This window comes from Streptomyces sp. NPDC091271 (assembly GCF_044757505.1).
Taxonomy (GTDB): domain Bacteria; phylum Actinomycetota; class Actinomycetes; order Streptomycetales; family Streptomycetaceae; genus Streptomyces.
The window spans coordinates 510,293-529,106 of record NZ_JBIVVD010000006.1 but is presented as its reverse complement, the minus strand read 5'-3'; the positions used below and the strand labels follow the sequence as shown (position 1 = coordinate 529,106).

The 18,814-nt window shown below is 70.4% G+C and carries 17 protein-coding genes; 11 read left to right on the top strand and 6 right to left on the bottom strand.

From position 1 onward, the window contains the following. Window positions 1-36: 36 nt before the first annotated feature. Window positions 37-828, bottom strand: a complete 792-nt coding sequence (locus ACIQM3_RS26495) for a hypothetical protein (RefSeq protein ID WP_401628147.1) — start codon at window positions 826-828, stop codon at window positions 37-39. Between the two features lie 345 nt (window positions 829-1,173). On the opposite strand from ACIQM3_RS26495, the gene ACIQM3_RS26490 reads away from it, so the two are divergent. The 6 genes from ACIQM3_RS26490 (at window position 1,174) to ACIQM3_RS26465 (ending at window position 6,534) form a co-directional block, all read left to right on the top strand. Beyond that, the gene (locus ACIQM3_RS26490; RefSeq protein ID WP_401628146.1) at window positions 1,174-1,821 is read left to right on the top strand and encodes a TetR family transcriptional regulator; all 648 of its coding nucleotides are present in this window, start codon (window positions 1,174-1,176) and stop codon (window positions 1,819-1,821) included. A 108-nt stretch (window positions 1,822-1,929) separates the two neighbouring features. Further along, complete coding sequence (locus ACIQM3_RS26485) at window positions 1,930-3,537, top strand: MDR family MFS transporter (protein WP_401628387.1); 1,608 nt, start codon at window positions 1,930-1,932, stop codon at window positions 3,535-3,537. 383 nt (window positions 3,538-3,920) lie between these two features. Then, window positions 3,921-4,085, top strand: a complete 165-nt coding sequence (locus tag ACIQM3_RS26480) for a hypothetical protein (RefSeq protein ID WP_356708869.1) — start codon at window positions 3,921-3,923, stop codon at window positions 4,083-4,085. Window positions 4,086-4,095: 10 nt separating this feature from the next. Next, window positions 4,096-4,389 carry a Dabb family protein gene (locus ACIQM3_RS26475; protein WP_104787561.1) on the top strand — a complete coding sequence of 98 codons (294 nt, stop codon included), beginning with the start codon at window positions 4,096-4,098 and terminating at the stop codon, window positions 4,387-4,389. A 186-nt stretch (window positions 4,390-4,575) separates the two neighbouring features. After that, the gene (locus tag ACIQM3_RS26470) at window positions 4,576-5,433 is read left to right on the top strand and encodes an RNA polymerase sigma factor SigF (protein WP_401628143.1); all 858 of its coding nucleotides are present in this window, start codon (window positions 4,576-4,578) and stop codon (window positions 5,431-5,433) included. A 234-nt stretch (window positions 5,434-5,667) separates the two neighbouring features. Continuing rightward, complete coding sequence (locus tag ACIQM3_RS26465; RefSeq protein ID WP_073750853.1) at window positions 5,668-6,534, top strand: RNA polymerase sigma factor SigF; 867 nt, start codon at window positions 5,668-5,670, stop codon at window positions 6,532-6,534. Window positions 6,535-6,780: 246 nt separating this feature from the next. Here the strand turns inward: ACIQM3_RS26465 and ACIQM3_RS26460 are convergent, their stop codons facing one another. Beyond that, on the bottom strand, window positions 6,781-6,996 hold the full coding sequence (locus tag ACIQM3_RS26460; RefSeq protein ID WP_361579392.1) for a hypothetical protein: 216 nt from the start codon (window positions 6,994-6,996) through the stop codon (window positions 6,781-6,783). Between the two features lie 326 nt (window positions 6,997-7,322). On the opposite strand from ACIQM3_RS26460, the gene ACIQM3_RS26455 reads away from it, so the two are divergent. The 5 genes from ACIQM3_RS26455 to ACIQM3_RS26435 all read left to right on the top strand — a co-directional run bounded on the left by ACIQM3_RS26455 (window position 7,323) and on the right by ACIQM3_RS26435 (window position 12,803). After that, window positions 7,323-7,835, top strand: a complete 513-nt coding sequence (locus ACIQM3_RS26455; RefSeq protein WP_401628141.1) for a MarR family winged helix-turn-helix transcriptional regulator — start codon at window positions 7,323-7,325, stop codon at window positions 7,833-7,835. Window positions 7,836-7,858: 23 nt separating this feature from the next. After that, the gene (locus ACIQM3_RS26450) at window positions 7,859-10,354 is read left to right on the top strand and encodes an MFS transporter (RefSeq protein WP_401628140.1); all 2,496 of its coding nucleotides are present in this window, start codon (window positions 7,859-7,861) and stop codon (window positions 10,352-10,354) included. Between the two features lie 182 nt (window positions 10,355-10,536). Continuing rightward, window positions 10,537-11,352, top strand: coding sequence for a YceI family protein (locus ACIQM3_RS26445; RefSeq protein ID WP_401628139.1), 816 nt, complete (start codon window positions 10,537-10,539; stop codon window positions 11,350-11,352). Between the two features lie 29 nt (window positions 11,353-11,381). Beyond that, complete coding sequence (locus ACIQM3_RS26440; protein ID WP_401628137.1) at window positions 11,382-11,852, top strand: PPOX class F420-dependent oxidoreductase; 471 nt, start codon at window positions 11,382-11,384, stop codon at window positions 11,850-11,852. A 3-nt stretch (window positions 11,853-11,855) separates the two neighbouring features. Then, window positions 11,856-12,803, top strand: coding sequence for an NAD(P)-dependent oxidoreductase (locus ACIQM3_RS26435; protein ID WP_401628135.1), 948 nt, complete (start codon window positions 11,856-11,858; stop codon window positions 12,801-12,803). Window positions 12,804-12,817: 14 nt separating this feature from the next. Here the strand turns inward: ACIQM3_RS26435 and ACIQM3_RS26430 are convergent, their stop codons facing one another. The 4 genes from ACIQM3_RS26430 to ACIQM3_RS26415 all read right to left on the bottom strand — a co-directional run bounded on the left by ACIQM3_RS26430 (window position 12,818) and on the right by ACIQM3_RS26415 (window position 18,813). Further along, entirely contained in the window at window positions 12,818-13,591 is a 774-nt protein-coding gene (locus ACIQM3_RS26430; RefSeq protein WP_401628133.1) for a TetR/AcrR family transcriptional regulator, read from the bottom strand. A gap of 79 nt (window positions 13,592-13,670) precedes the next feature. Beyond that, entirely contained in the window at window positions 13,671-15,170 is a 1,500-nt protein-coding gene (locus ACIQM3_RS26425; protein ID WP_401628131.1) for a DHA2 family efflux MFS transporter permease subunit, read from the bottom strand. A 179-nt stretch (window positions 15,171-15,349) separates the two neighbouring features. Continuing rightward, window positions 15,350-17,521: an ArnT family glycosyltransferase gene (locus ACIQM3_RS26420; protein WP_401628129.1), complete on the bottom strand. Its 2,172-nt coding sequence runs from the start codon at window positions 17,519-17,521 to the stop codon at window positions 15,350-15,352. Further along, a complete protein-coding gene (locus tag ACIQM3_RS26415; RefSeq protein ID WP_401628127.1) occupies window positions 17,518-18,813 on the bottom strand; it encodes a glycosyltransferase in 1,296 nt (431 codons plus the stop codon). Before ACIQM3_RS26415 ends, ACIQM3_RS26420 begins: the two co-directional genes overlap by 4 nt. Between the last annotated feature and the right edge of the window lies 1 nt (window position 18,814).

Below are 18,814 nucleotides of genomic sequence, written 5' to 3'. Positions count from 1 at the left end.
CGGTCCCTTCACTGCGTTCCGTGCCGGTCGGCCGCGTCAGCCGGCCCGTCGTGTCCTGACTCCGCCGGTCTCGAAGTCGTAGATGTTCTGGTTGACGCGGAGGCCGTCGACCGCGCCGATCCACATGTGGTCGCGCCCCTTGCCCACCGCGGCCGTGTGGATGGTCGCTCCCGCGCCGCCGTCGTCGAGCGCGTCCTTCAGCTCCTCGAGGGAACACTCCGCGGCCTGGTTGCAGGCGGGGACCTCGTTGCCCGTGAGGTACCAGTAGCCGGTCGAGGTGGCGTCGATGAAGCCGCTCCACCGGTTCGTCACCGGGGCGGCCTCCGGCACCCACACCATCGTGGAGTAGTTGTCGTTCGGGAGCGCGGCCAGGTTCGGATCGATCTCGAACCTGATGTTCGGCATGTTCTCGGGGCCTCCGTAGGACACGTTCTCCCCGGTCTGGAAGACGTGGAAGCCGGCCCTCCGCAAGCCCTGCACCGGATCGCCGAAGAAGTCGACCTCGTTGCCGAAGTCGATCTTCTCGCTGGAGGGGGTCAGAGAGGTGGAATCGTCCGCCACCTCGATCCCCAGGCTGCCCCGTCCGTAGGGCGGACTGGCGGAGGGGCCCGTCACACCGAACGAGCCGAACGGGCCGTTCCGCAGATCGGCGACGGGGGAGCCGATCGTGTTGCGGGTGATCACGCCCCAGTGATCCGAGCCGCGCTCGCGGTCCCCGCCGTTCCCGTCCGCGACAGCGGATGCTCCCGAGAGGGTCGAGGCGACGATCGCGGCCAGTGCTGTGACCGTGAGGGCTTTCCTCCGGGTCACGCCAAAGCGAGTGCTCACACTCACTCCTTCTGAGTAGTTGAAGGGCACCCGGCGTGTGCCGGATGCCCGACCGACGCGACGCACACCACCGGCAAGTAACCCTCGGTGGCGGCGTAATCACCATATGTAGGCATATTCATCTCTTACGCAACGCACGATCCGCGTCGCCCCCTGCCCTCCGCCCGGCTCCGGGGCCGTGGAGGCGGCGAACGCCCTTGCCCCATCGGGGGAACGGGCCTGGCACCCGGGCGCCCATTCGGGGCCGACCGGCAACCGGGCGGGCGGGAGCCCTTACTCGGCACATCGACGGGGCTCCGGAATCACTCCGCAAATAATTTTGCAGGATGTGCATCTTTGCCTACTATGCACGTTGTGCCGAAGACGACGACATCCGGACCCGGGCTGCGGGAGCGCAAGAAGCAGGCCACGCGCAGGGCCATCGCCGAGGCTGCCGTGCGACTCGCCGCGGAGCACGGCGTCGAGAACGTCACCGTCGAGGCCATCAGCGAGGCCGCCGGCGTCTCACCCAGGACGTTCTTCAACTACTTCCCCAGCCACGACGACGCGTTCGTCCTGGTCGACGACGAGGTGGGTGAGCGCATCAGGGAGTCCGTGCGCCGCGCCCCCGCCGAAAGGCCCCCGCTCGACGTCGTACGCGACGCCCTCGTCGCCGAACTCGACGGGTTCGAGGCCAGCCAGGAGCTGTGGGCCCTCCAGTCCAAGGTGCTCCAGCGGTCGCCCCACCTCATCCACCGCGGCCTGAAGGCCCACGTGGCGGAGGAGAAGGCCCTCGCCGCCGCCATCGCGGACTGGCTCGACGCCACCCGCGGCGGCGCGGGCGGGCCGCCCGGGCCCACCGTCTTCCCCCGGCTCCTCGCAGCCGTCACCCAGACCGCCTTGCGCGTCGCCATCGAGGACTGGTGCGACCACCCCGGCGAGACCGTCTTGGCCGAGATCTTCCAGGACGTCTTCGCCCAGCTGGCGCAGGGCCTCCCCCGTCCCTCGGCGTAGCCCCGCACGCCGCGGCCGAAGTCCCGCGCACCACCGACCTGTTCTGCTCAAGTACCGAAGAAGGACACCGTGACCGCAACCGAGGCGCCTGAGCAGGCGCCCACCTCCATGACCAACAAGCAGATACTGCAGGCGATGTCCGGCCTGATGGCGGGCATGTTCGTCGCCATCCTCGCGGGCACGGTCGTCGCCAACGCCCTGCCTCGGATCATCGCCGACCTCGGTGCGAGCCAGTCCTCGTACACCTGGGTCGTGACCTCCGAGCTGCTCGCCATGACGGCCACCGTGCCGCTGTGGGGCAAGCTCGCCGACCTGTTCAACCAGAAGCTGCTGCTCCAGCTCTCGCTCGGCCTGTTCGTGGTCGGCTCCCTGGTGGCCGGCTTCTCGCAGGACGTCGTCACCCTGATCATCAGCCGCGTCATCCAGGGCATCGGCGCCGGTGGTCTGACGGCGCTGGCCCAGATCGTCATGGCCGCCGTCATCCCGCCGCGCCGGCTCGGCAAGTACGCGGGCATCTTCGGCGCGGTCTTCGCCGTGGGCACGGTCGCGGGCCCGCTGATCGGCGGGGTCCTCGTGGACACCTCGTGGCTCGGCTGGCGCTGGTGCTTCTTCATCGGTGTGCCGTTCGCACTGGCCGGGATCGTGCTGCTCCAGCGCACCCTGAAGCTGCCGACCGTACGCCGCAAGGTCCGCATCGACTGGCTGGGCGCCTTCCTGATCGTGGCCGGCGTCTGCGCGCTGCTGATCTGGACGTCCCTCGCGGGCAACAGCTTCGACTGGGCGTCCTGGCAGACGGCCGCGCTGGTGATCACCGGCGTGGTGCTCCTGGTGGCGGCGGTCTTCGTAGAGCGGAGGGCCGCGGAGCCGGTCATCCCGCTGGACATCTTCCGCAACCGCACGGTGTCACTCACGACCCTGGCGAGCTTCTTCGTCGGTGTCGCGATGTTCGCCGGGACCGTCTTCCTGTCCCAGTACTTCCAGATCTCGCTGGGCAAGTCCCCGACCGTGGCGGGGCTCATGAGCCTCCCGATGATCGGTGGTCTGCTGGTCTCCTCGACCGTCGCCGGACAGATCATCTCCGCGACCGGCAAGTGGAAGATCTACCTCGTCTCGGGCTCCGTCGTCATGATGGCCGGCCTCGGACTGCTCTCGACCATCGACGCCGACACGCACTTCGGCCTGCTCAGCCTCTACATGGCGCTCATGGGAATCGGCGTCGGCATGCTGATGCAGAACCTCGTGCTCGCCGCGCAGAACGACGTGCCCGCGCACGAACTGGGCGCCGCGACCTCCGTGCTCTCCTTCTTCCGCAGCCTCGGCGGCACCATCGGCACCAGCGTGCTCGGCGCGATCCTCGCCAACCGGGTGGCCGGCGAGATGACCAAGGGCCTCGCGGACAGCGGGCTCCCCGCGACCGGCGGCGGACACAGCAGCGCCGTGCCCGACATGACCACGCTGCCCGAGCCGATCAAGCAGATCGTCGAGCACGCGTACGGCGTCGCGACCGGTGACCTCTTCCTCATCGCCACCCCGTTCGCCTTCCTCGCCCTGCTCTCGGTGCTCTTCATCAAGGAGAAGCCCCTCAAGACGACGAGCGGTATGGAACGCCTCGCCGCCGAGGAGGCCGCCGCGACCACCGTCCCGGCTCCCCGGGACGGTGCGGACTCCGGCGTCCAGGACACCGCCCCCGGCTCGGTCGGTCTGAAGAAGGACTGACCTCTACGGCGGACGACACGAAGGGCCCGGCGCGATGCGCCGGGCCCTTCGGGCGTCAGGTCGGGGGAAGCGGCATCGGGGGGACAAGCCGCTTCCCCCGGTGAGAACGGGGACCGTAGGCCCTCGCCGCGGTCGGGGGGAAGTCACGCGGTGGGGACCTCGTGGAGGTCCCGTTCCTCGGCCCGCGCATTCCTGCAGGTGCTGCGGGCCCACACCCCATCCTCCTCCCTGCCGTAAGCCGCGCCCGCCGACAAAGGGCCCGAATCGACGGGTCCTTCGACCCTAAAAGCCTCATCAGTGATCGGAAACGGCCAGCGGATTCGCCCGGACGTGCGGCTAGACTCACGCGACTGCACAGGTGATCGAAGGGGAGGGGCGGGACTGTGGTGCAAGCGAGGAAGATCGCGCTCTACATGATTGTGGTCTTCGTGCTGTACACGATCATCACCTCTCCCGAGCGGAGCGCCGACCTCGTTCAAATAGGGTTCGAGGGCATTTCCAGCGCCGCGCAGAGCGTCGGAGACTTCATGTCCGAGCTCGTGAAGTAGGAGAGCCACCATGATCCGCCACCTGGTCCTGTTCAAGCTGAACGACGGCGTCGAGCGGGACGACCCGCGGGTCGTCGCCGGTGCGGAGGCCTTCCGGGAGCTCGGCGGGAAGATCCCCGAGCTGCAGTTCTGGGAGTGCGCCTGGAACATCACCGACCGGCCGATCGCGTACGACTTCGCCATCAATTCGGCGGTCGCTGACGAGGACGCACTCAAGCGGTACGTCGAGCACCCCGAGCACCAGGCCGCGGCCGGCCAGTGGCGCGCTTTCGCCACTTGGGTGATCGCCGACTACCCCTTCTGACCCTTTCGGATCTCCGGTCCCGCCGGCCCCTCCCCTACAGGAGAGGGGCTTTTCGGCATGTTTAAACCAAAACACCCTCAACACGACTCTATGCGGTGCTTGCACACAGTGGACATGTCTTGTGATGCTATGACCGCTTTTGACGGATGAGTTGACCGTAGTTGACCGCAAAGGGGTGGCGACACCGTGCCGGCCAGTACAGCGCCTCAAGTCCCGCCCCAGAACGTCCAGACGGACGACATCCAGACCGAGACCCCCGACCCCACCACACCCGCGAGAACCCGGGGCGCGGACACCAGAGCGCTGACCCAGGTGCTGTTCGGGCGGCTCAAGGACCTCGAACCCGGCACCCCGGAGCACCACAGGGTGCGCACCGCGCTGATCGAGGCGAACCTGCCTCTGGTGCGGTACGCGGCGGCCCGCTTCCGCAGCCGCAACGAGCCGATGGAGGACGTCGTCCAGGTCGGCACCATCGGCCTGATCAACGCCATCGACCGCTTCGACCCGGAACGCGGCGTCCAGTTCCCCACGTTCGCCATGCCCACCGTGGTCGGCGAGATCAAGCGCTACTTCAGGGACAACGTGCGGACCGTGCACGTGCCCCGGCGACTGCACGAGCTCTGGGTCCAGGTCACCGGCGCGACGGAGGACCTGACGACCGCTCACGGCCGCTCACCGACCACCGCCGAGATCGCCGAGCACCTGAAGATCTCCGAGGACGAGGTCCTCGCCTGCATCGAGGCGGGCCGCTCCTACCACGCGACCTCACTGGAGGCCGCCCAGGAAGGTGACGGGCTGCCCGGGCTCCTGGACCGCCTCGGCTACGAGGACCCGGCGCTGGCCGGGGTCGAACACCGCGACCTGGTCCGGCACCTGCTCGTCCAGCTGCCCGAGCGCGAACAACGGATCCTGCTGCTGCGCTACTACAACAACCTGACGCAGTCACAGATCAGCGCCGAACTGGGAGTCTCCCAGATGCATGTGTCAAGGCTTCTGGCCAGAAGTTTCGCCCGACTGCGATCCGCAAACAGGATCGAAGCGTAACCGGAACGGGTAGACCCCTGGAGGGCCGTATCCGGGGGCGTAAAAGCCGCACACCCCCTGTTTCCTGCGCAGTTTCGGCGCTGACTTGTCGACAAGTCACTACAGCGTGTTGCCGACATGTGACATTCTGCTGGAACCGCGTTTGCCGCAGCCCTACCTCCGGTATTCAGGTGGAGGCTGCGTTCCTCCGATGGTCGTGGCCACCGCGACCGTCCGCGACCTCAAGGGGGTGGCATGTCCGCAGAACAGGGCAGCTCGAAGGTGCTCACGCTCACGAAGAGCGTGCCGGCACCAGCCGTGCTCACCAGCTCGCCGGAAGCCATCGACACCCGCACCCTGTCCCGCTCCCTGTTCCTGCGGCTAGCCGCGCTGGGTCCCGCCTCGGGCCCCGACGGAACCGACAGCCCTGAGCGGGCCTATGTGCGGGACACACTCATCGAGCTCAACCTCCCGCTCGTGCGGTACGCGGCGGCACGGTTCCGGAGCCGTAACGAACCCATGGAGGACATCGTCCAGGTCGGGACGATCGGCCTGATCAAGGCGATCGACCGCTTCGACTGCGAACGGGGCGTGGAATTCCCCACATTCGCGATGCCGACCGTCGTGGGGGAGATCAAGCGCTTCTTCCGCGACACCTCGTGGTCGGTGCGGGTGCCGCGCCGGCTCCAGGAGCTGCGGCTCGCCCTCACCAAGACCAGCGACGAGCTCGCCCAGAAGCTCGACCGCTCGCCGACGGTGCCGGAGCTGGCCAAGGCGCTCGGGGTCTCCGAGGAGGACGTGGTCGACGGCCTGGCCGTGGGCAACGCCTACACGGCCTCCTCCCTGGACTCACCGTCACCCGAGGACGACGGCGGCGAGGGCTCGCTGGCGGACCGCCTCGGATACGAGGACGCGGCGCTGGAGGGCGTCGAGTACCGCGAGTCCCTGAAGCCGCTGCTGGCCAAGCTCGCCCCGCGCGAGCGGCAGATCATCATGCTGCGCTTCTTCGCCAACATGACCCAGTCGCAGATCGGCGAGGAGGTCGGCATCTCGCAGATGCACGTCTCCCGGCTGCTGACCCGGACGCTCACCCAGCTCAGGGAGGGGCTCATCGCCGACTGACCCCTGACGGGTCCGTACGGAGCGGCTCACCGGCCGCCGGGGCACCACGCACGCCGCCCCGGCGGCCTCGCCGTGTCCGGGCCTCCCGCGCCGCGGGCATCTCGGACGTTCCCCGGGCCGCACCGGCAACGCAGACGCTCCCGCGCCGACGTGCGGAGCGGGAGCGGTGCGGAAGGACGGCGGGGACGCCTGGCCGGCGCATGGGCCCCGGAGAGGGGCGACGGGCCGGATGAAGGGGACGGGTGGTCAGCCGAGCGCGAGCCAGGCGACCGCGCCGAGGACGACGATGACCGCGACGACGGCCACGATCACCCCGGTCTTCGAGCCGGACGAGGTCGCTGCGGGCTGCGGCCCGCGCTGCGGCTCGCCCTCGTCGACGAAGGCGCGGAACATCTGCGTGCTGCCCGCCGGGTCGTGAGTGCCCTCGGGGCCCGGCTGCGGGGCGTGCGGGTTGTGTGCCATGGCCCAGGACCCTAGCGAACGCAGGCCTTCCGCCCAACCCCCGGGTCCACGGGGGACGATGCTCTCCCTCCGTCCACACGACCCCTTCACCCGTCCGCCGGAGCGCTCCGCACCGCCTCCACGCGCCCCCTCCCGGCCCCGGGGCAGTGACGAGGGACACATCCGGCGCGGCCCACCCCCTGTGCGCTGCACGCTTGACCGGGCCCCTACGCAGCCTTTTGCGTTCCTTTACTTCTGCAAGGCCCATTTCGTTTGCCTGCGGCAACCAACTGCTTCTATCGTTGCCCTAAGCAACAAGATGTTCCCGCAAGACGCCTGGAGGGCCGGTGGCAGCACGGAGCCAGTACGAAGAACTGGCCCGGCAGCTCAGCGCCGTAGGAGCCGTCAAGCGGGGCGTCGCCCGCATCCTGCCCGCGGAGTGTCCCGGTGGCGCGGCCGCCGTGCTGACACTGCTGGCCCAGTACGGCGAGATGCGGATCTCCCGGCTTGCCGAGCTCCTGGCCGTGAACATGTCGGTGACCAGCCGACATGTGACTCACACGGTGGAGAACGGCTGGGTCGAACGGTTTCCGGACCCGGCGGACAAGCGGTCCCGCATCCTGCGGCTGACCCCCGCGGGCGACGAACTGATCGACGAGCTGGGCCGGCGGACAACTGAGATGTTCGCCCACAACCTCATCGACTGGTCCGACGAAGAGGTCGGTCAGCTGAACACGTTGTTGTCCCGGCTGCGCGACAGCTTCTCCTGCCGCGGCTCCGGAGGGTGCGCCCCCGGACGGCACAGCGGCGACTGCCGCACCGGGCACTCCGACGATTCGCATACCCGTACACCCGTGTAACAGAAGCAAAGACAAGGAATTCAATGGCTACGACCACACCACCCGGTGTGCGGGGCGGCCACGCCAAGCACGGGGCTGCAGAAGCCCCCGCTGGCACGCCGATGACACACCGGCAGATCATGGAAGCGCTGACCGGGCTGCTGCTCGGCATGTTCGTCGCGATTCTGTCGTCGACGGTCGTTTCCAACGCCCTGCCCGAGATCATCTCCGACCTCGGTGGCGGCCAGAGCGCCTACACCTGGGTCGTGACGGCCTCGCTGCTGGCCATGACGGCCACCACCCCGCTGTGGGGCAAGCTCGCGGACCTGTTCAGCAAGAAGCTGCTGGTCCAGATCGCCCTGCTCATCTACGTGGGCGGCTCCATAGTCGCCGGTCTGTCGACCAGCAGCGGCATGCTCATCACCTGCCGCGTGGTGCAGGGCATCGGCGTCGGCGGTCTCTCCGCCCTCGCCCAGATCGTGATGGCCGCGATGATCTCCCCGCGCGAGCGTGGGCGCTACAGCGGCTACCTCGGCGCGGTCTTCGCCGTCGCCACCGTCGGTGGCCCGCTCCTCGGCGGTGTCATCACCGACACCAGCTGGATGGGCTGGCGCTGGTGCTTCTACGTGGGTGTGCCGTTCGCGGTCATCGCCCTGATCGTGCTCCAGAAGACCCTGAAGCTCCCCGTGATCAAGCGCGAGGGCGTCAAGATCGACTGGTCCGGCGCGTTCTTCATCAGCGCCGCGGTCTCGCTGCTGCTGCTCTGGGTGACCTTCGCGGGCGACAAGTACGACTGGGTCTCCTGGCAGACCTGGACGATGCTGGGCGGCACCGTCGTCCTCATCGCGCTGTTCCTGTTCATCGAGTCCAAGGCCCGCGAGCCGATCATCCCGCTGCGCCTCTTCCGTAACCGCACCATCACGCTGGCCTCCGCGGCCTCGCTGTTCGTCGGTATCGGGATGTTCGCGGGCACCGTCTTCTTCAGCCAGTACTTCCAGCTGGCACGGGACAAGTCGCCGACGATGTCCGGTGTCATGACGATCCCGATGATCGCCGGGCTCTTCCTCTCCTCGACCCTGTCGGGCCAGATCATCACCAAGACCGGCCGCTGGAAGGCCTGGCTGGTCACCGGTGGCTTCCTGCTCACCGCGGGTCTCGGGCTGCTGGGCACCATCCGGTACGACACCGAGTACTGGCAGATCGCGATCTTCATGTTCGTCATGGGTCTCGGCATCGGCATGATGATGCAGAACCTGGTGCTCGCCACGCAGAACCAGGTGGCCCCCGCCGACCTGGGCGCGGCCAGCTCCGTCGTGACGTTCTTCCGTTCCCTCGGTGGTGCGATCGGCGTCTCGGCGCTGGGTGCCGTCCTGGGCAACCGCGTCACCCACTACGTCAAGGACGGCCTCGCCGACCTCGGCCCCGAGGGCGCCGCACTGGGCCACGGCGGAACCGGCGGCGGGGGCATCCCCGACCTGGACGCGCTCCCCGCCCCGCTCCGTACGGTCATGGAGGTCGCCTACGGCCACGGTGTCGCCGACGTCTTCCTGTTCGCCGCGCCCGCCGCGCTGGTCGCCTTCCTCCTGACCCTCTTCATCAAGGAGGTCGCCCTGAAGACCAGGGCGGGCAACGACACCCCCGCCGACGGGGCCGCCGCGACGGAGTCCGTCGAGACCCCCACCACCGACACCAAGCTGATCGCCGAGGGAACGGCCGGGGGCACCTCGGTCGACGTTCTGGAGGAGACGGCTGCCACGAAGGAGCTGACCATTCAGGGAACGCCCGTACGCGGTGTGGTGCGGGGCGCCGAGGGCGCACCCGTGGCCCGTGCCGCCGTCACACTGATCTCGCTGGGCGGCCGGCAGCTGGGGCGCTCCGTCGCCCAGGCCGACGGCGGCTACGTCCTGGACGCTCCGGCCTCCGGCTCGTACGTCCTGATCGCCTCCGCCGACGGCTTCCAGCCGCAGGCCTCCACCGTGGTCGTCGGCGAGGAGCCGCTGGCCTACGACATCCTGCTCGCCGGGACGAGCGGTCTCTCCGGGACCGTACGGACCGCCGAGGGCGGTACCCCGGTCAACGGCGCCATGGTCGTCGTCACCGACGTGCGCGGCGACGTGCTGGCCACGGGCATCTCGGGCGACGCGGGTGAGTTCACCTTCGGTGAGCTGATCCCCGGCTCGGTGACCGTCGCCGTCACGGCCGCGGGCTTCCGTCCGCTGGCCCTGCCGGTGGAGGTCGGTGGCCAGGGTGTCACCCGGGTCGACGTGGCCCTGCGGTCCGGCGCGCTGGTGCGAGGTGTCGTCAAGGCCGGCTCCCGCCGGGCACCGCTGAACGACGCCCGGGTCACGCTGGTCGACGCGGCCGGCAACGTGGTCGCCACCTCGACGACCGGGGAGGACGGCGTGTACGCCTTCACCGACCTGGACGCCGGTGAGTACTCCGTGATCGCGACCGGCTACCCGCCGGTGGCGGGCTCGCTGACCGTGAGCGGCAGCGGAGTCGACGGTCACGACATCGAGCTCGCCCACCCGGGCGAGTAAGAAGGAAAGATCCGCAAAGACCCCTGGCGGGACAGCACTTCGAGCGGAGAGGCTGTGGCCGCCGGTGGAAATGGGCCCCGTGGCGGGAACGGCAGGCAGGGGACGGCCTGCTGATCCCGCCCCGGGGCCCGACTCATTGAGTCGCTGCTTCACGAGTGATTTGAGCAAGGAGAGAACACGGGATGGGACTTCGCGCACAGGTACGTACGCGGGACGGCTGGGCGGTCCAGCACGCGGTCGTGACGGTGACCGACATGACGGGCACCCAGGTGCTCCGGGCCGCCGCCGACGAGAACGGGGCCGTCCGCACCGACGATCTCCTCCAGGCAGGCGCGTACACGGTGATCGTCACGGCGGTGGGTTACGCCCCCGCCGCGTCCACCGCGCTCGTCACGGCCAGCGGCCGCGTCGAGGCCGGCACCGTGGTGCTGGCCCGGCAGGGCGGCGTGGAACTGCCGCCTCCGGGCATCTGGTCCCTGGACCCGGTGCACTCCTCGGTGGCCGCGGTCGCACAGCACCTGGGGATCTCCAGCGTGCACGGCCGGTTCACCGAGTTCGGCGGCCGTATCGAGATCAGCGAGAACGTCCAGAACTCCCGGGTGGAGGCCTTCATCGCCTCCAGCAGCATCGACACGGGCAACGCCATGCGGGACAAGCACCTGCGTTCGGCGGACTTCCTGGACGTGGAGACGTTCCCGGAGCTCACCTACCGCTCCCGTGCGCTGACCCCGGCCGGGCCCGACCGCTGGACGGTCCACGGTCTGCTCACGATGCACGGCATCGCGCGCGACGTGGACCTCGACCTCAGCTACCTGGGCACCGGGCCCGACCCGTGGGGCGGGGTGCGGGCGGCCTTCCACGCCACGGCGGAGCTGCGCCGCGACGACTTCGCCATGAACTACAACCAGGTGCTGCAGGCGGGCATCTCCGCGATCGGCACGACCCTGCGCGTGGAGCTCGACATCCAGGCGGTCCAGGGTGACTCCCTCCCGGGATAAGACGGCCCGAAGGCCCTAGGGTTGGCCGTATGGCACCCAACATCGCGACCAACACCGCCGTGGAACTCGAGGAACTGCTGGACTTCGTGCGGCCCCGGCACCGGGCGATCCTGCTGACCACCCGGTCCGACGGCCGCCCCCAGGGCTCCCCGCTCACCTGCGGCGTGGACGACGCGGGGCGGATCGTCGTCTCGACCTACCCCGAACGGGCCAAGACCCGTAACGCCAAGCGGGACGAGCGGGTCAGCGTGATCGTCCTGTCGGACGAGTGGAACGGACCCTGGGTCCAGGTCGACGGCTCGGCCGAGGTGATCGACTCACCGGAATCGGTCGAGCCCCTCGTCGAGTACTTCCGCAACATCTCCGGCGAGCATCCGGACTGGGACGAGTACCGGGCGGCGATGATCAAGCAGGGGAAGTCCATCATCCGGATCACTCCGGAGCGCTGGAGCCCGGTCGCCACCGGCGGCTTCCCCGCACACCTGGCCGGCGGCGGCTGACCGATGCCCCCGCCCCACCCGGACCCGCTCGCGCGGGCACGGCTGCTGACCTCCCCGTCCGTCGGACCGGCCGTGGTCCGTGAGCTGGAACGGATCACCGGCCGGCCGGCCGTGCCGGTGTACGCCACCGCGCCCGACGTCCCCTTCGTGTACGTGGGGGACGTGCTGCCCGAGGCGCTGCGGGTCCCCGGCCTGTTGTGGTTCCACAGCGTCAACGCCGGTACGGACGCGCTGCTCGCCGCCGGGCCCTGGCCCGAAGGGGCCCTGCTGACACGGACGGTGGGACGGATGGGCGAGCGGATCGCCCAGTACACGCTGGCCTGGGTGCTCGCCGAGTGCCAGTCCGTCCCGGAGCACACCGCGCAGCACTCCAGGTCCGAGTGGCGCCGCCTCCCGTCCGAGCTCGCCGCCGGGCGGACCGCCGTCATCCACGGCACCGGTCGCATCGGCTCCGCCGTCGCCGGCCTGCTGCGCGCCTGCTCCGTACGCACGGTGGGCGTGGGCCGCACCCCCCGAGCCGCCCCCGCGGGCTTCGACCGGGTGGTCCTGGCCGGCTCGGAGGAGGAGACGGCGGCGCTCGCGGAGGCCAGGTGGGTGGTGTCGGCCCTGCCCCTGACCGATGCCACCGAGCGCTTCTTCGACGCCGCCAGGTTCACCGCGATGCGGGGCGCCACCTTCGTCAACGTGGGCCGGGGCGCGACGGTCGACATGGCGGCGCTGGAGGCCGCGCTGCACGGCGGGGAGGTCGGCCGCGCCGTACTCGACGTGCTGCCCGACGAGCCCGCGGCTCCCGGCGACCGCGCCTGGCGGCTGCCGCGCACGGTGATCACGTCGCACTCGGCCGGCATCACGGCCGACGAGGACGTCGTCGCCGACTTCGGGACCTGCTGGCAGGCGGTCGCCGAGGGGCGCACACCGGCCCTGGCCGTGGACACCCGCCGCGGCTACTGAGGGCCGGGCCCGTCCTACGGGTGGCGGGCCGCCCGTTCGCACGTCGCCTCGATGCCCGCGATCAGGAGGTCCAGCGCGAACGTGAAGTCCCGCTCGCGCATCTCCTCCACCGTCGCCCCGCCACGCGCGTCCATGAGGTTCTCCGAGGGCCGCATCGCCTGGTGGATCTCCGGGTCCGCGCGGATCGTTCCCATCGCCCGCTCGAAGTACTCGTCCTGAGTGAGTCCCGCCTCCACCGTGCGCTGCACGAAGTGCCCCTCGGTGGTGCCGAATCCGTAGACGAACTGGAAGACGGCCGCCATCGCGCCCGTCCGCCGCTCCAGGGGCAGCCCGGTGGCCCGGACGACGTCCTGGACGGCGTACGAGAACAGCATCGAGTGCGGGCCGATGTTCAGGAAGCTGCCGATGAGGGCCGACACCCAGGGGTGCCGGACGAACATCCTCCGGTAGCTGGTGGCCAGTTCACGCAGGCGGTCGCGCCAGTCGATGTCCTCCGCCGTGGCCGGGATCTCGCCGAAGACGGTGTCCAGGGCGAGTTCCAGCAGGTCGTCCTTGGTGTCGACGTACCAGTAGAGGGACATCGCCGTGACGTCGAGCTCGGCGGCGAGGCGCCGCATGGAGAACTTCGCGAGGCCGTCGGCGTCCAGCAGCCGGACGCTCGCCGCCGTGATCCTGTCCCGGTCGAGGCCGGCCGGCTGATCCGCCTTGCGGGTGCGCGACGGTGTCCGCCGGTCCAGCCACACACTGACCCTGGAAGGGTTCTTCACACGGTCTGCCGCGGACCCCATGGCGCACACTCCTCGTCTCGCGGTGGCTCTCCTGCGTACCGGCGCCCCCGTCCGATGCTATGCCCGTCACCTGGGGTTCTCAGTCGGCCTCCGTACGCTCCGCCCGCCTCAGCAGGACCGCGGCCACCAGACCACCGGCCAGGACCGCCGCCGCTCCGACCAGTTGGCTGGTCTCCAGGCCCGAGGCGAAGGCGTCCGTGATGCGCTCGCGGTCCTTTGCCCCGTCGGCTGCGGCGAGCGCCGCGGGCAGTGAGGCCGCCCCGGCGACACCCGGTACGAGCGCGGCGAAGCGGGAGTTGAGCACGGCTCCGAGCACGGCGACCCCGAGCCCGTTGCCGAACTCGGCGAGCGTGCCGTTCACCCCGGCGCCCACGCCCGCCTTCTCCGGCGGGATGGCGCTCATGATCGCGTTGGCCATCGCGGGCATGGCAAGCGCGACTCCCGCCCCCATCACGAGCAGGCCGAGCAGCATGCCGCCGTAGTCCCGCCCGCCCAGCAGCGCGATCGCCCCGAGCCCGGCGGCCAGCAGACTCATCCCCGCGGCGATGACGGCGGGCGTGCCCAGCTTCCCCACGAGCCGGGCGCCGAGGCCGGTGAGGTTGAGCGCGACGACGGTGAGGGCGAGCGGAGCCGTCCGCAGTCCGGCCTCCAGCGGCTCGTAGCCGAGGACGAACTGCAGGTGCTGGGTCAGCAGGAAGAGTGAACCCGTCATCCCGAAGGCGACGAGGATCGCGCCCGCGACCGCGCCGGTGAACCTCTGGTTGCGGAAGAAGCGCATGTCCAGCATCGGGTGCGGGACATGGAGCTCCCACAGGACGAATCCGGTGAGGACGGCGGCCCCGGCGAAGGCGGTCAGCAGGACCGGGCCGGAGCCCCAGCCGTGCTCCGGGCCGGAGATGATCGCGTACACGACGGAGGCCATGCCGAGGGTGGAGAGCACCGCCCCGACCAGGTCCGGGCGGTCACCGTGGGGGTTCCTCGACTCGGGGACGAGCCGGACGGCCGCGACGAGGCCGATGACCGCCACGGGGATGTTGATCAGGAAGATCGCGCCCCACCAGAAGTGGTCGAGCATCGCCCCGCCGATCAGCGGACCGGCGGCGAAGCCCAGCGAGCTGACGGTGGACCAGATGCCGATCGCCTTGACGCGCTCGGTGTCGTCGAAGATCTGCACCACGACGGCGAGGGTGGTCGTCATCAGCAGCGCGCCTCCGACGCCCATCCCGGCGCGGGCGGCGATCAGCTGTCCGGAGGACTGCGCGAGCCCTGCGGCCAGCGAGCCGACGCCGAAGAGCGCGAGCCCGGCGACCAGCATCTTCTTGCGGCCGTAGCGGTCGGCGGCGCTGCCCGCGGTGAGGACGAGCCCCGACTGGACGAGCGCGTAGGCGTTGATCATCCACTGCACGTCGGCGGTGGAGGCGTGCAGATCCGCGGTGAGCGAGGGGATCGCGACGTTCAGGACGGTGTTGTCGAGCAGCACGGTGAGCTGGGCGAGGCAGATGACCCCGAGGATCACCCAGCGCCGCGCGTGGCCGCTCCGGGGGGTGAGGTCGTTCTGCTCGGCGGCGGTCGCCGTCATGCGGGCTCCTGGTTCCGGTGCACTTGTACGGTGTATGGGAGGTGCTCCTGTACACCGTATGGCATTCCCTCTACGGCGTACAACACTTAGATGTACAGCCTCCGGATCCGCACCGGTCACGCCACAGGGCGGTGGCCCCGGAGCCTGTGCTCCGGGCCCACCGCCCTGTTACCGGGGTCTCAGCTCTTCGGCTGGGTGAGGTCGTAGAAGGTCGCGCTCCCCGCGGTGACCTCCTCGAAGTTCTCCTCCACCCACGTCGAGATCTGGGAGGAGGCACCTTCGCCGCCGCCCATTCCGCCGCCACCCGTGCCACCCGAGATCAGGTAGTGGATTCTGCCGTCCTCCACGTACTGCTTGAACTGGGCGAGCGTCGGGGACGGGTCGCTGCCGTTGAAGCCGCCGATCGCCATCACCGGGTCACCGGTGGCGAGCTGGTAGCTCGCGGCGTTCTGCGACCCGATGGCCGCGGCGGTCCAGGTGTAGGCGTCGGCGTTCTGCTTCAGGAGCGTCTTGGCCTCGGAGTCGACGGTGGCGCCGTTGAGCAGACCGCCCATGCCTCCGCCGCCTTCACCCATGCCGCCGCCGGGCATCCCGCCCTGCTGACCGCCGGGAGCCTGGCCCTGCTTGCCCTGGCCCTGGCCGGGAGTGGAGCCCCCGGGCATGCCGCCTGCCGGCACGTTGCCGGGAGCCTGTCCGCCCTGCGCGTTGCCCTGCGCCTGGCCCCCCGGCTGTGTGCCCTGGCCGGGGGGTTGCATGCCGCCGCCCTCGCCACCACCGGGACCGCCGCCCCGGCCGCCACCGGGACCGCCCATGCTCGCGCCCGCCGGACCCGCCGTGACGATCGAGCCCTGGTGCCCGGTGCCGAGCGTGCTGATGGTGTACGCCGTCGGCCCGGCCAGCGACGCCGCCAGACCCAGACCCGCCACGCCCAGCACGAGCGTCCGGCCGAGCCGCGCGGCGAACAGCAGCCCAACGGCGCCCACGAGACCACCGATCAGGACGGCCCAGCGCAGCCACGGAAAGTAGTCCGGGGTACGCCCCAGCAGGACGTACGCCCAGACGGCCGTCGCCGCGACGGTCACGCCGAGCGCGGAGCCCGCCCACCACTTGCTCCGTTCCTCCCAGAGGACCGTGGCGCCCATGCCGGTCAGCGCAGCGATGTAGGGCGCCAGGGCCACCGTGTAGTACTGGTGGAAGATGCCGGCCATGAAGCTGAAGACGAAGGCCGTCATCAGCAGCGAGCCGCCCCAGGCGAGGAAGGCCGCACGGGCCGTGTCGGTCCGCTTCGCCCGCCAGGTCAGCCAGACACCCGCGGCCAGCAGGATCAGCGCGGCGGGCAGCAGCCAGGAGATCTGGCCGCCGATCTCGGAGTTGAACATGCGGCCGATGCCGGTCTCGCCCCAGCCGCCGCCCTGGCCGCCACCGCCGCCGCCACCGCCGACGCTGCCGGTTTCCTCGCCGTTGATACGGCCGAGTCCGTTGTAGCCGAAGGTGAGTTCGAGGAAGGAGTTGTTCTGCGAGCCGCCGATGTACGGGCGTGAGGAGGCGGGCCACAGCTCGACGATCGCCACCCACCAACCGCCGGACACGATCGTCGCCAGCGCCGCCAGGCCGAGCTGCCCGAACCGCTTCCGGACGGACACCGGCGCGAACACCGCGTACAGCACGGCGAGCGGCGGCAGGATCAGGAAGGCCTGCAGCGTCTTCGACAGGAACGCGAGACCCACCGCGACGCCCGCCCAGACCAGCCACTTCGTCCGGCCGCCCTCCATCGCGCGCAGCACGCAGTAGACGGTGACGGTCATCAGGAGCGCGAGCAGCGCGTCCGGGTTGTTGAAGCGGAACATCAGCGCGGCGACCGGCGTCAGCGCGAAGACGACCATGGTGATCAGCCCGGCGGCGGCGCTGAAGCGGCGGCGCACGGCCCCGTAGAGGACACCGGCCGTGGCGACGGCCATCAGCACCTGGGGCGCGAGGATCGCCCAGGAGCTCAGGCCGAAGATCCGGACCGAGAGGGCCATCGGCCAGAGCGTGGCCGGGGGCTTGTCGACGGTGATCGCGTTCGCCGAGTCCAGCGAGCCGAAGAAGAAGGCCTTCCAGCTCTGGCTGCCGGCCTGCACGGCCGCGGAGTAGAAGGAGTTGGCGTAGCCGGACGCACTCAGATTCCACAGGTACGCGAGCGCGACGACCAGCAGCACTCCGAGGAAGGCGGGCCTCGCCCAGCGCGGGTCCTCGGGCCTGCCCCGGAGGATGCGCCGTGACAGCGGCTCCCGCCTGCCCGCGGCGTGCGTGGGCGCCCCTGGGGTGTCGGGCGGGACCTGGAGGCGGTCGGAGTGGGTGGCGGCGGTCATCGGGCGTTCCTCAGTTCGTGTGCGGCACCCTGGCGGGCGTCCTGGTGGTCGGTGCGCCGGTCGGGGAAGACCCAGGCACGGAAGAGCAGAAACCGCAGCACCGTTGCCGCGAGGTTGGCCGCGATCAGCACGGCGAGTTCCGTGCCGTGCGACGCCGATCCGGACGCCGTCCCCAGGGCGGCGAGGGAACCGCTGGTGAGGGCGAGCCCGATCGCGAAGACGACGAGTCCCTGCGCCTGGTGGCGCACGGCACCGCCCCGGCCGCGTACGCCGAAGGTGAGTCTCCGGTTCGCCGCCGTGTTGGCGACGGCGGACACCAGAAGGGCGGCCGCGTTGGCGAACTGCGGGCCGACTCCCAGCCGGAAGAGGGAGTACAGGACGAGGTAGACCAGGGTGGACAGCGCGCCCACGACGCAGAACCCGACCAGTTGCCTGGCGAGTCCGCGCGGGACCCCCGGCACGGCCCGGTCGCGCGGGTCGTCCCCGAAGGGCCGCGCCAGGCGGTCCAGCGGAAGAGCCCCGGTGGCCAGGGCCCGGCCCACCCGCCAGACCCCCTTGAGGTCGTCGGTCGCGGTCCTCACGATGTGCACGGTGGAGTCCGGGTCGTCGACCCAGTCGACCGGCACCTCGTGGATGCGCAGCCCGGCCCGCTCGGCGAGGACCAGCATCTCGGTGTCGAAGAACCATCCGGTGTCCTCGACCATCGGCAGCAGCCGCTGCGCGACCTCGCGCCGTATGGCCTTGAAGCCGCACTGGGCGTCGCTGAACCTGGCGGCCAGCGAGGAGCGCAGGATGAGGTTGTAGGCCCGCGAGATGAACTCACGCTTCGATCCCCGCACCACCCGCGAACTGCGGGCGAGGCGCGAGCCGATGGCCAGGTCGGAGTGGCCGGAGATCAGCGGGGCGACCAGCGGGAGCAGGGCGTTGAGGTCGGTCGAGAGGTCGACGTCCATGTAGGCGAGGACAGGGGAGTCCGAGTGGGACCAGACGGTCCGCAGCGCCCGGCCCCGGCCCTTCTCCTCCAGCCGGCACGACCGCACCTCGGGGATGAGGGCCGCGAGCCGGGCCGCCACCTCGGGCGTACGGTCGGTGCTCGCGTTGTCCGCCACGGTGATCCGGAATCCGTAGGGGAACGTCCGCGCCAGATGGTCGTGGAGGCGCAGCACGCACGTTTCGAGGTCCTTCTCCTCGTTGTACACGGGGATCACCACGTCGAGTACGGGAGCGCCGACCGCCGCGGCCAGGAGGTGTTCCCGGGCCGGCAGGGTGCTCCACGGAGTGTCGGTTCGCATG

Excerpts from the sequence above, each read along its gene's own strand:
- ACIQM3_RS26490 (WP_401628146.1), top strand. The coding sequence starts at position 1,174 with ATGCACGTTGTGCCGAAGACGACGACATCCGGACCCGGGCTGCGGGAG.
- ACIQM3_RS26485 (WP_401628387.1), top strand. The coding sequence starts at position 1,930 with ATGACCAACAAGCAGATACTGCAGGCGATGTCCGGCCTGATGGCGGGC.
- ACIQM3_RS26475 (WP_104787561.1), top strand. The coding sequence starts at position 4,096 with ATGATCCGCCACCTGGTCCTGTTCAAGCTGAACGACGGCGTCGAGCGG.
- ACIQM3_RS26465 (WP_073750853.1), top strand. The coding sequence starts at position 5,668 with ATGTCCGCAGAACAGGGCAGCTCGAAGGTGCTCACGCTCACGAAGAGC.
- ACIQM3_RS26460 (WP_361579392.1), bottom strand. The coding sequence starts at position 6,996 with ATGGCACACAACCCGCACGCCCCGCAGCCGGGCCCCGAGGGCACTCAC.
- ACIQM3_RS26450 (WP_401628140.1), top strand. The coding sequence starts at position 7,859 with ATGGCTACGACCACACCACCCGGTGTGCGGGGCGGCCACGCCAAGCAC.
- ACIQM3_RS26445 (WP_401628139.1), top strand. The coding sequence starts at position 10,537 with ATGGGACTTCGCGCACAGGTACGTACGCGGGACGGCTGGGCGGTCCAG.
- ACIQM3_RS26440 (WP_401628137.1), top strand. The coding sequence starts at position 11,382 with ATGGCACCCAACATCGCGACCAACACCGCCGTGGAACTCGAGGAACTG.
- ACIQM3_RS26435 (WP_401628135.1), top strand. The coding sequence starts at position 11,856 with ATGCCCCCGCCCCACCCGGACCCGCTCGCGCGGGCACGGCTGCTGACC.
- ACIQM3_RS26430 (WP_401628133.1), bottom strand. The coding sequence starts at position 13,591 with ATGGGGTCCGCGGCAGACCGTGTGAAGAACCCTTCCAGGGTCAGTGTG.
- ACIQM3_RS26425 (WP_401628131.1), bottom strand. The coding sequence starts at position 15,170 with ATGACGGCGACCGCCGCCGAGCAGAACGACCTCACCCCCCGGAGCGGC.
- ACIQM3_RS26420 (WP_401628129.1), bottom strand. The coding sequence starts at position 17,521 with ATGACCGCCGCCACCCACTCCGACCGCCTCCAGGTCCCGCCCGACACC.
- ACIQM3_RS26415 (WP_401628127.1), bottom strand. The coding sequence starts at position 18,813 with ATGCGAACCGACACTCCGTGGAGCACCCTGCCGGCCCGGGAACACCTC.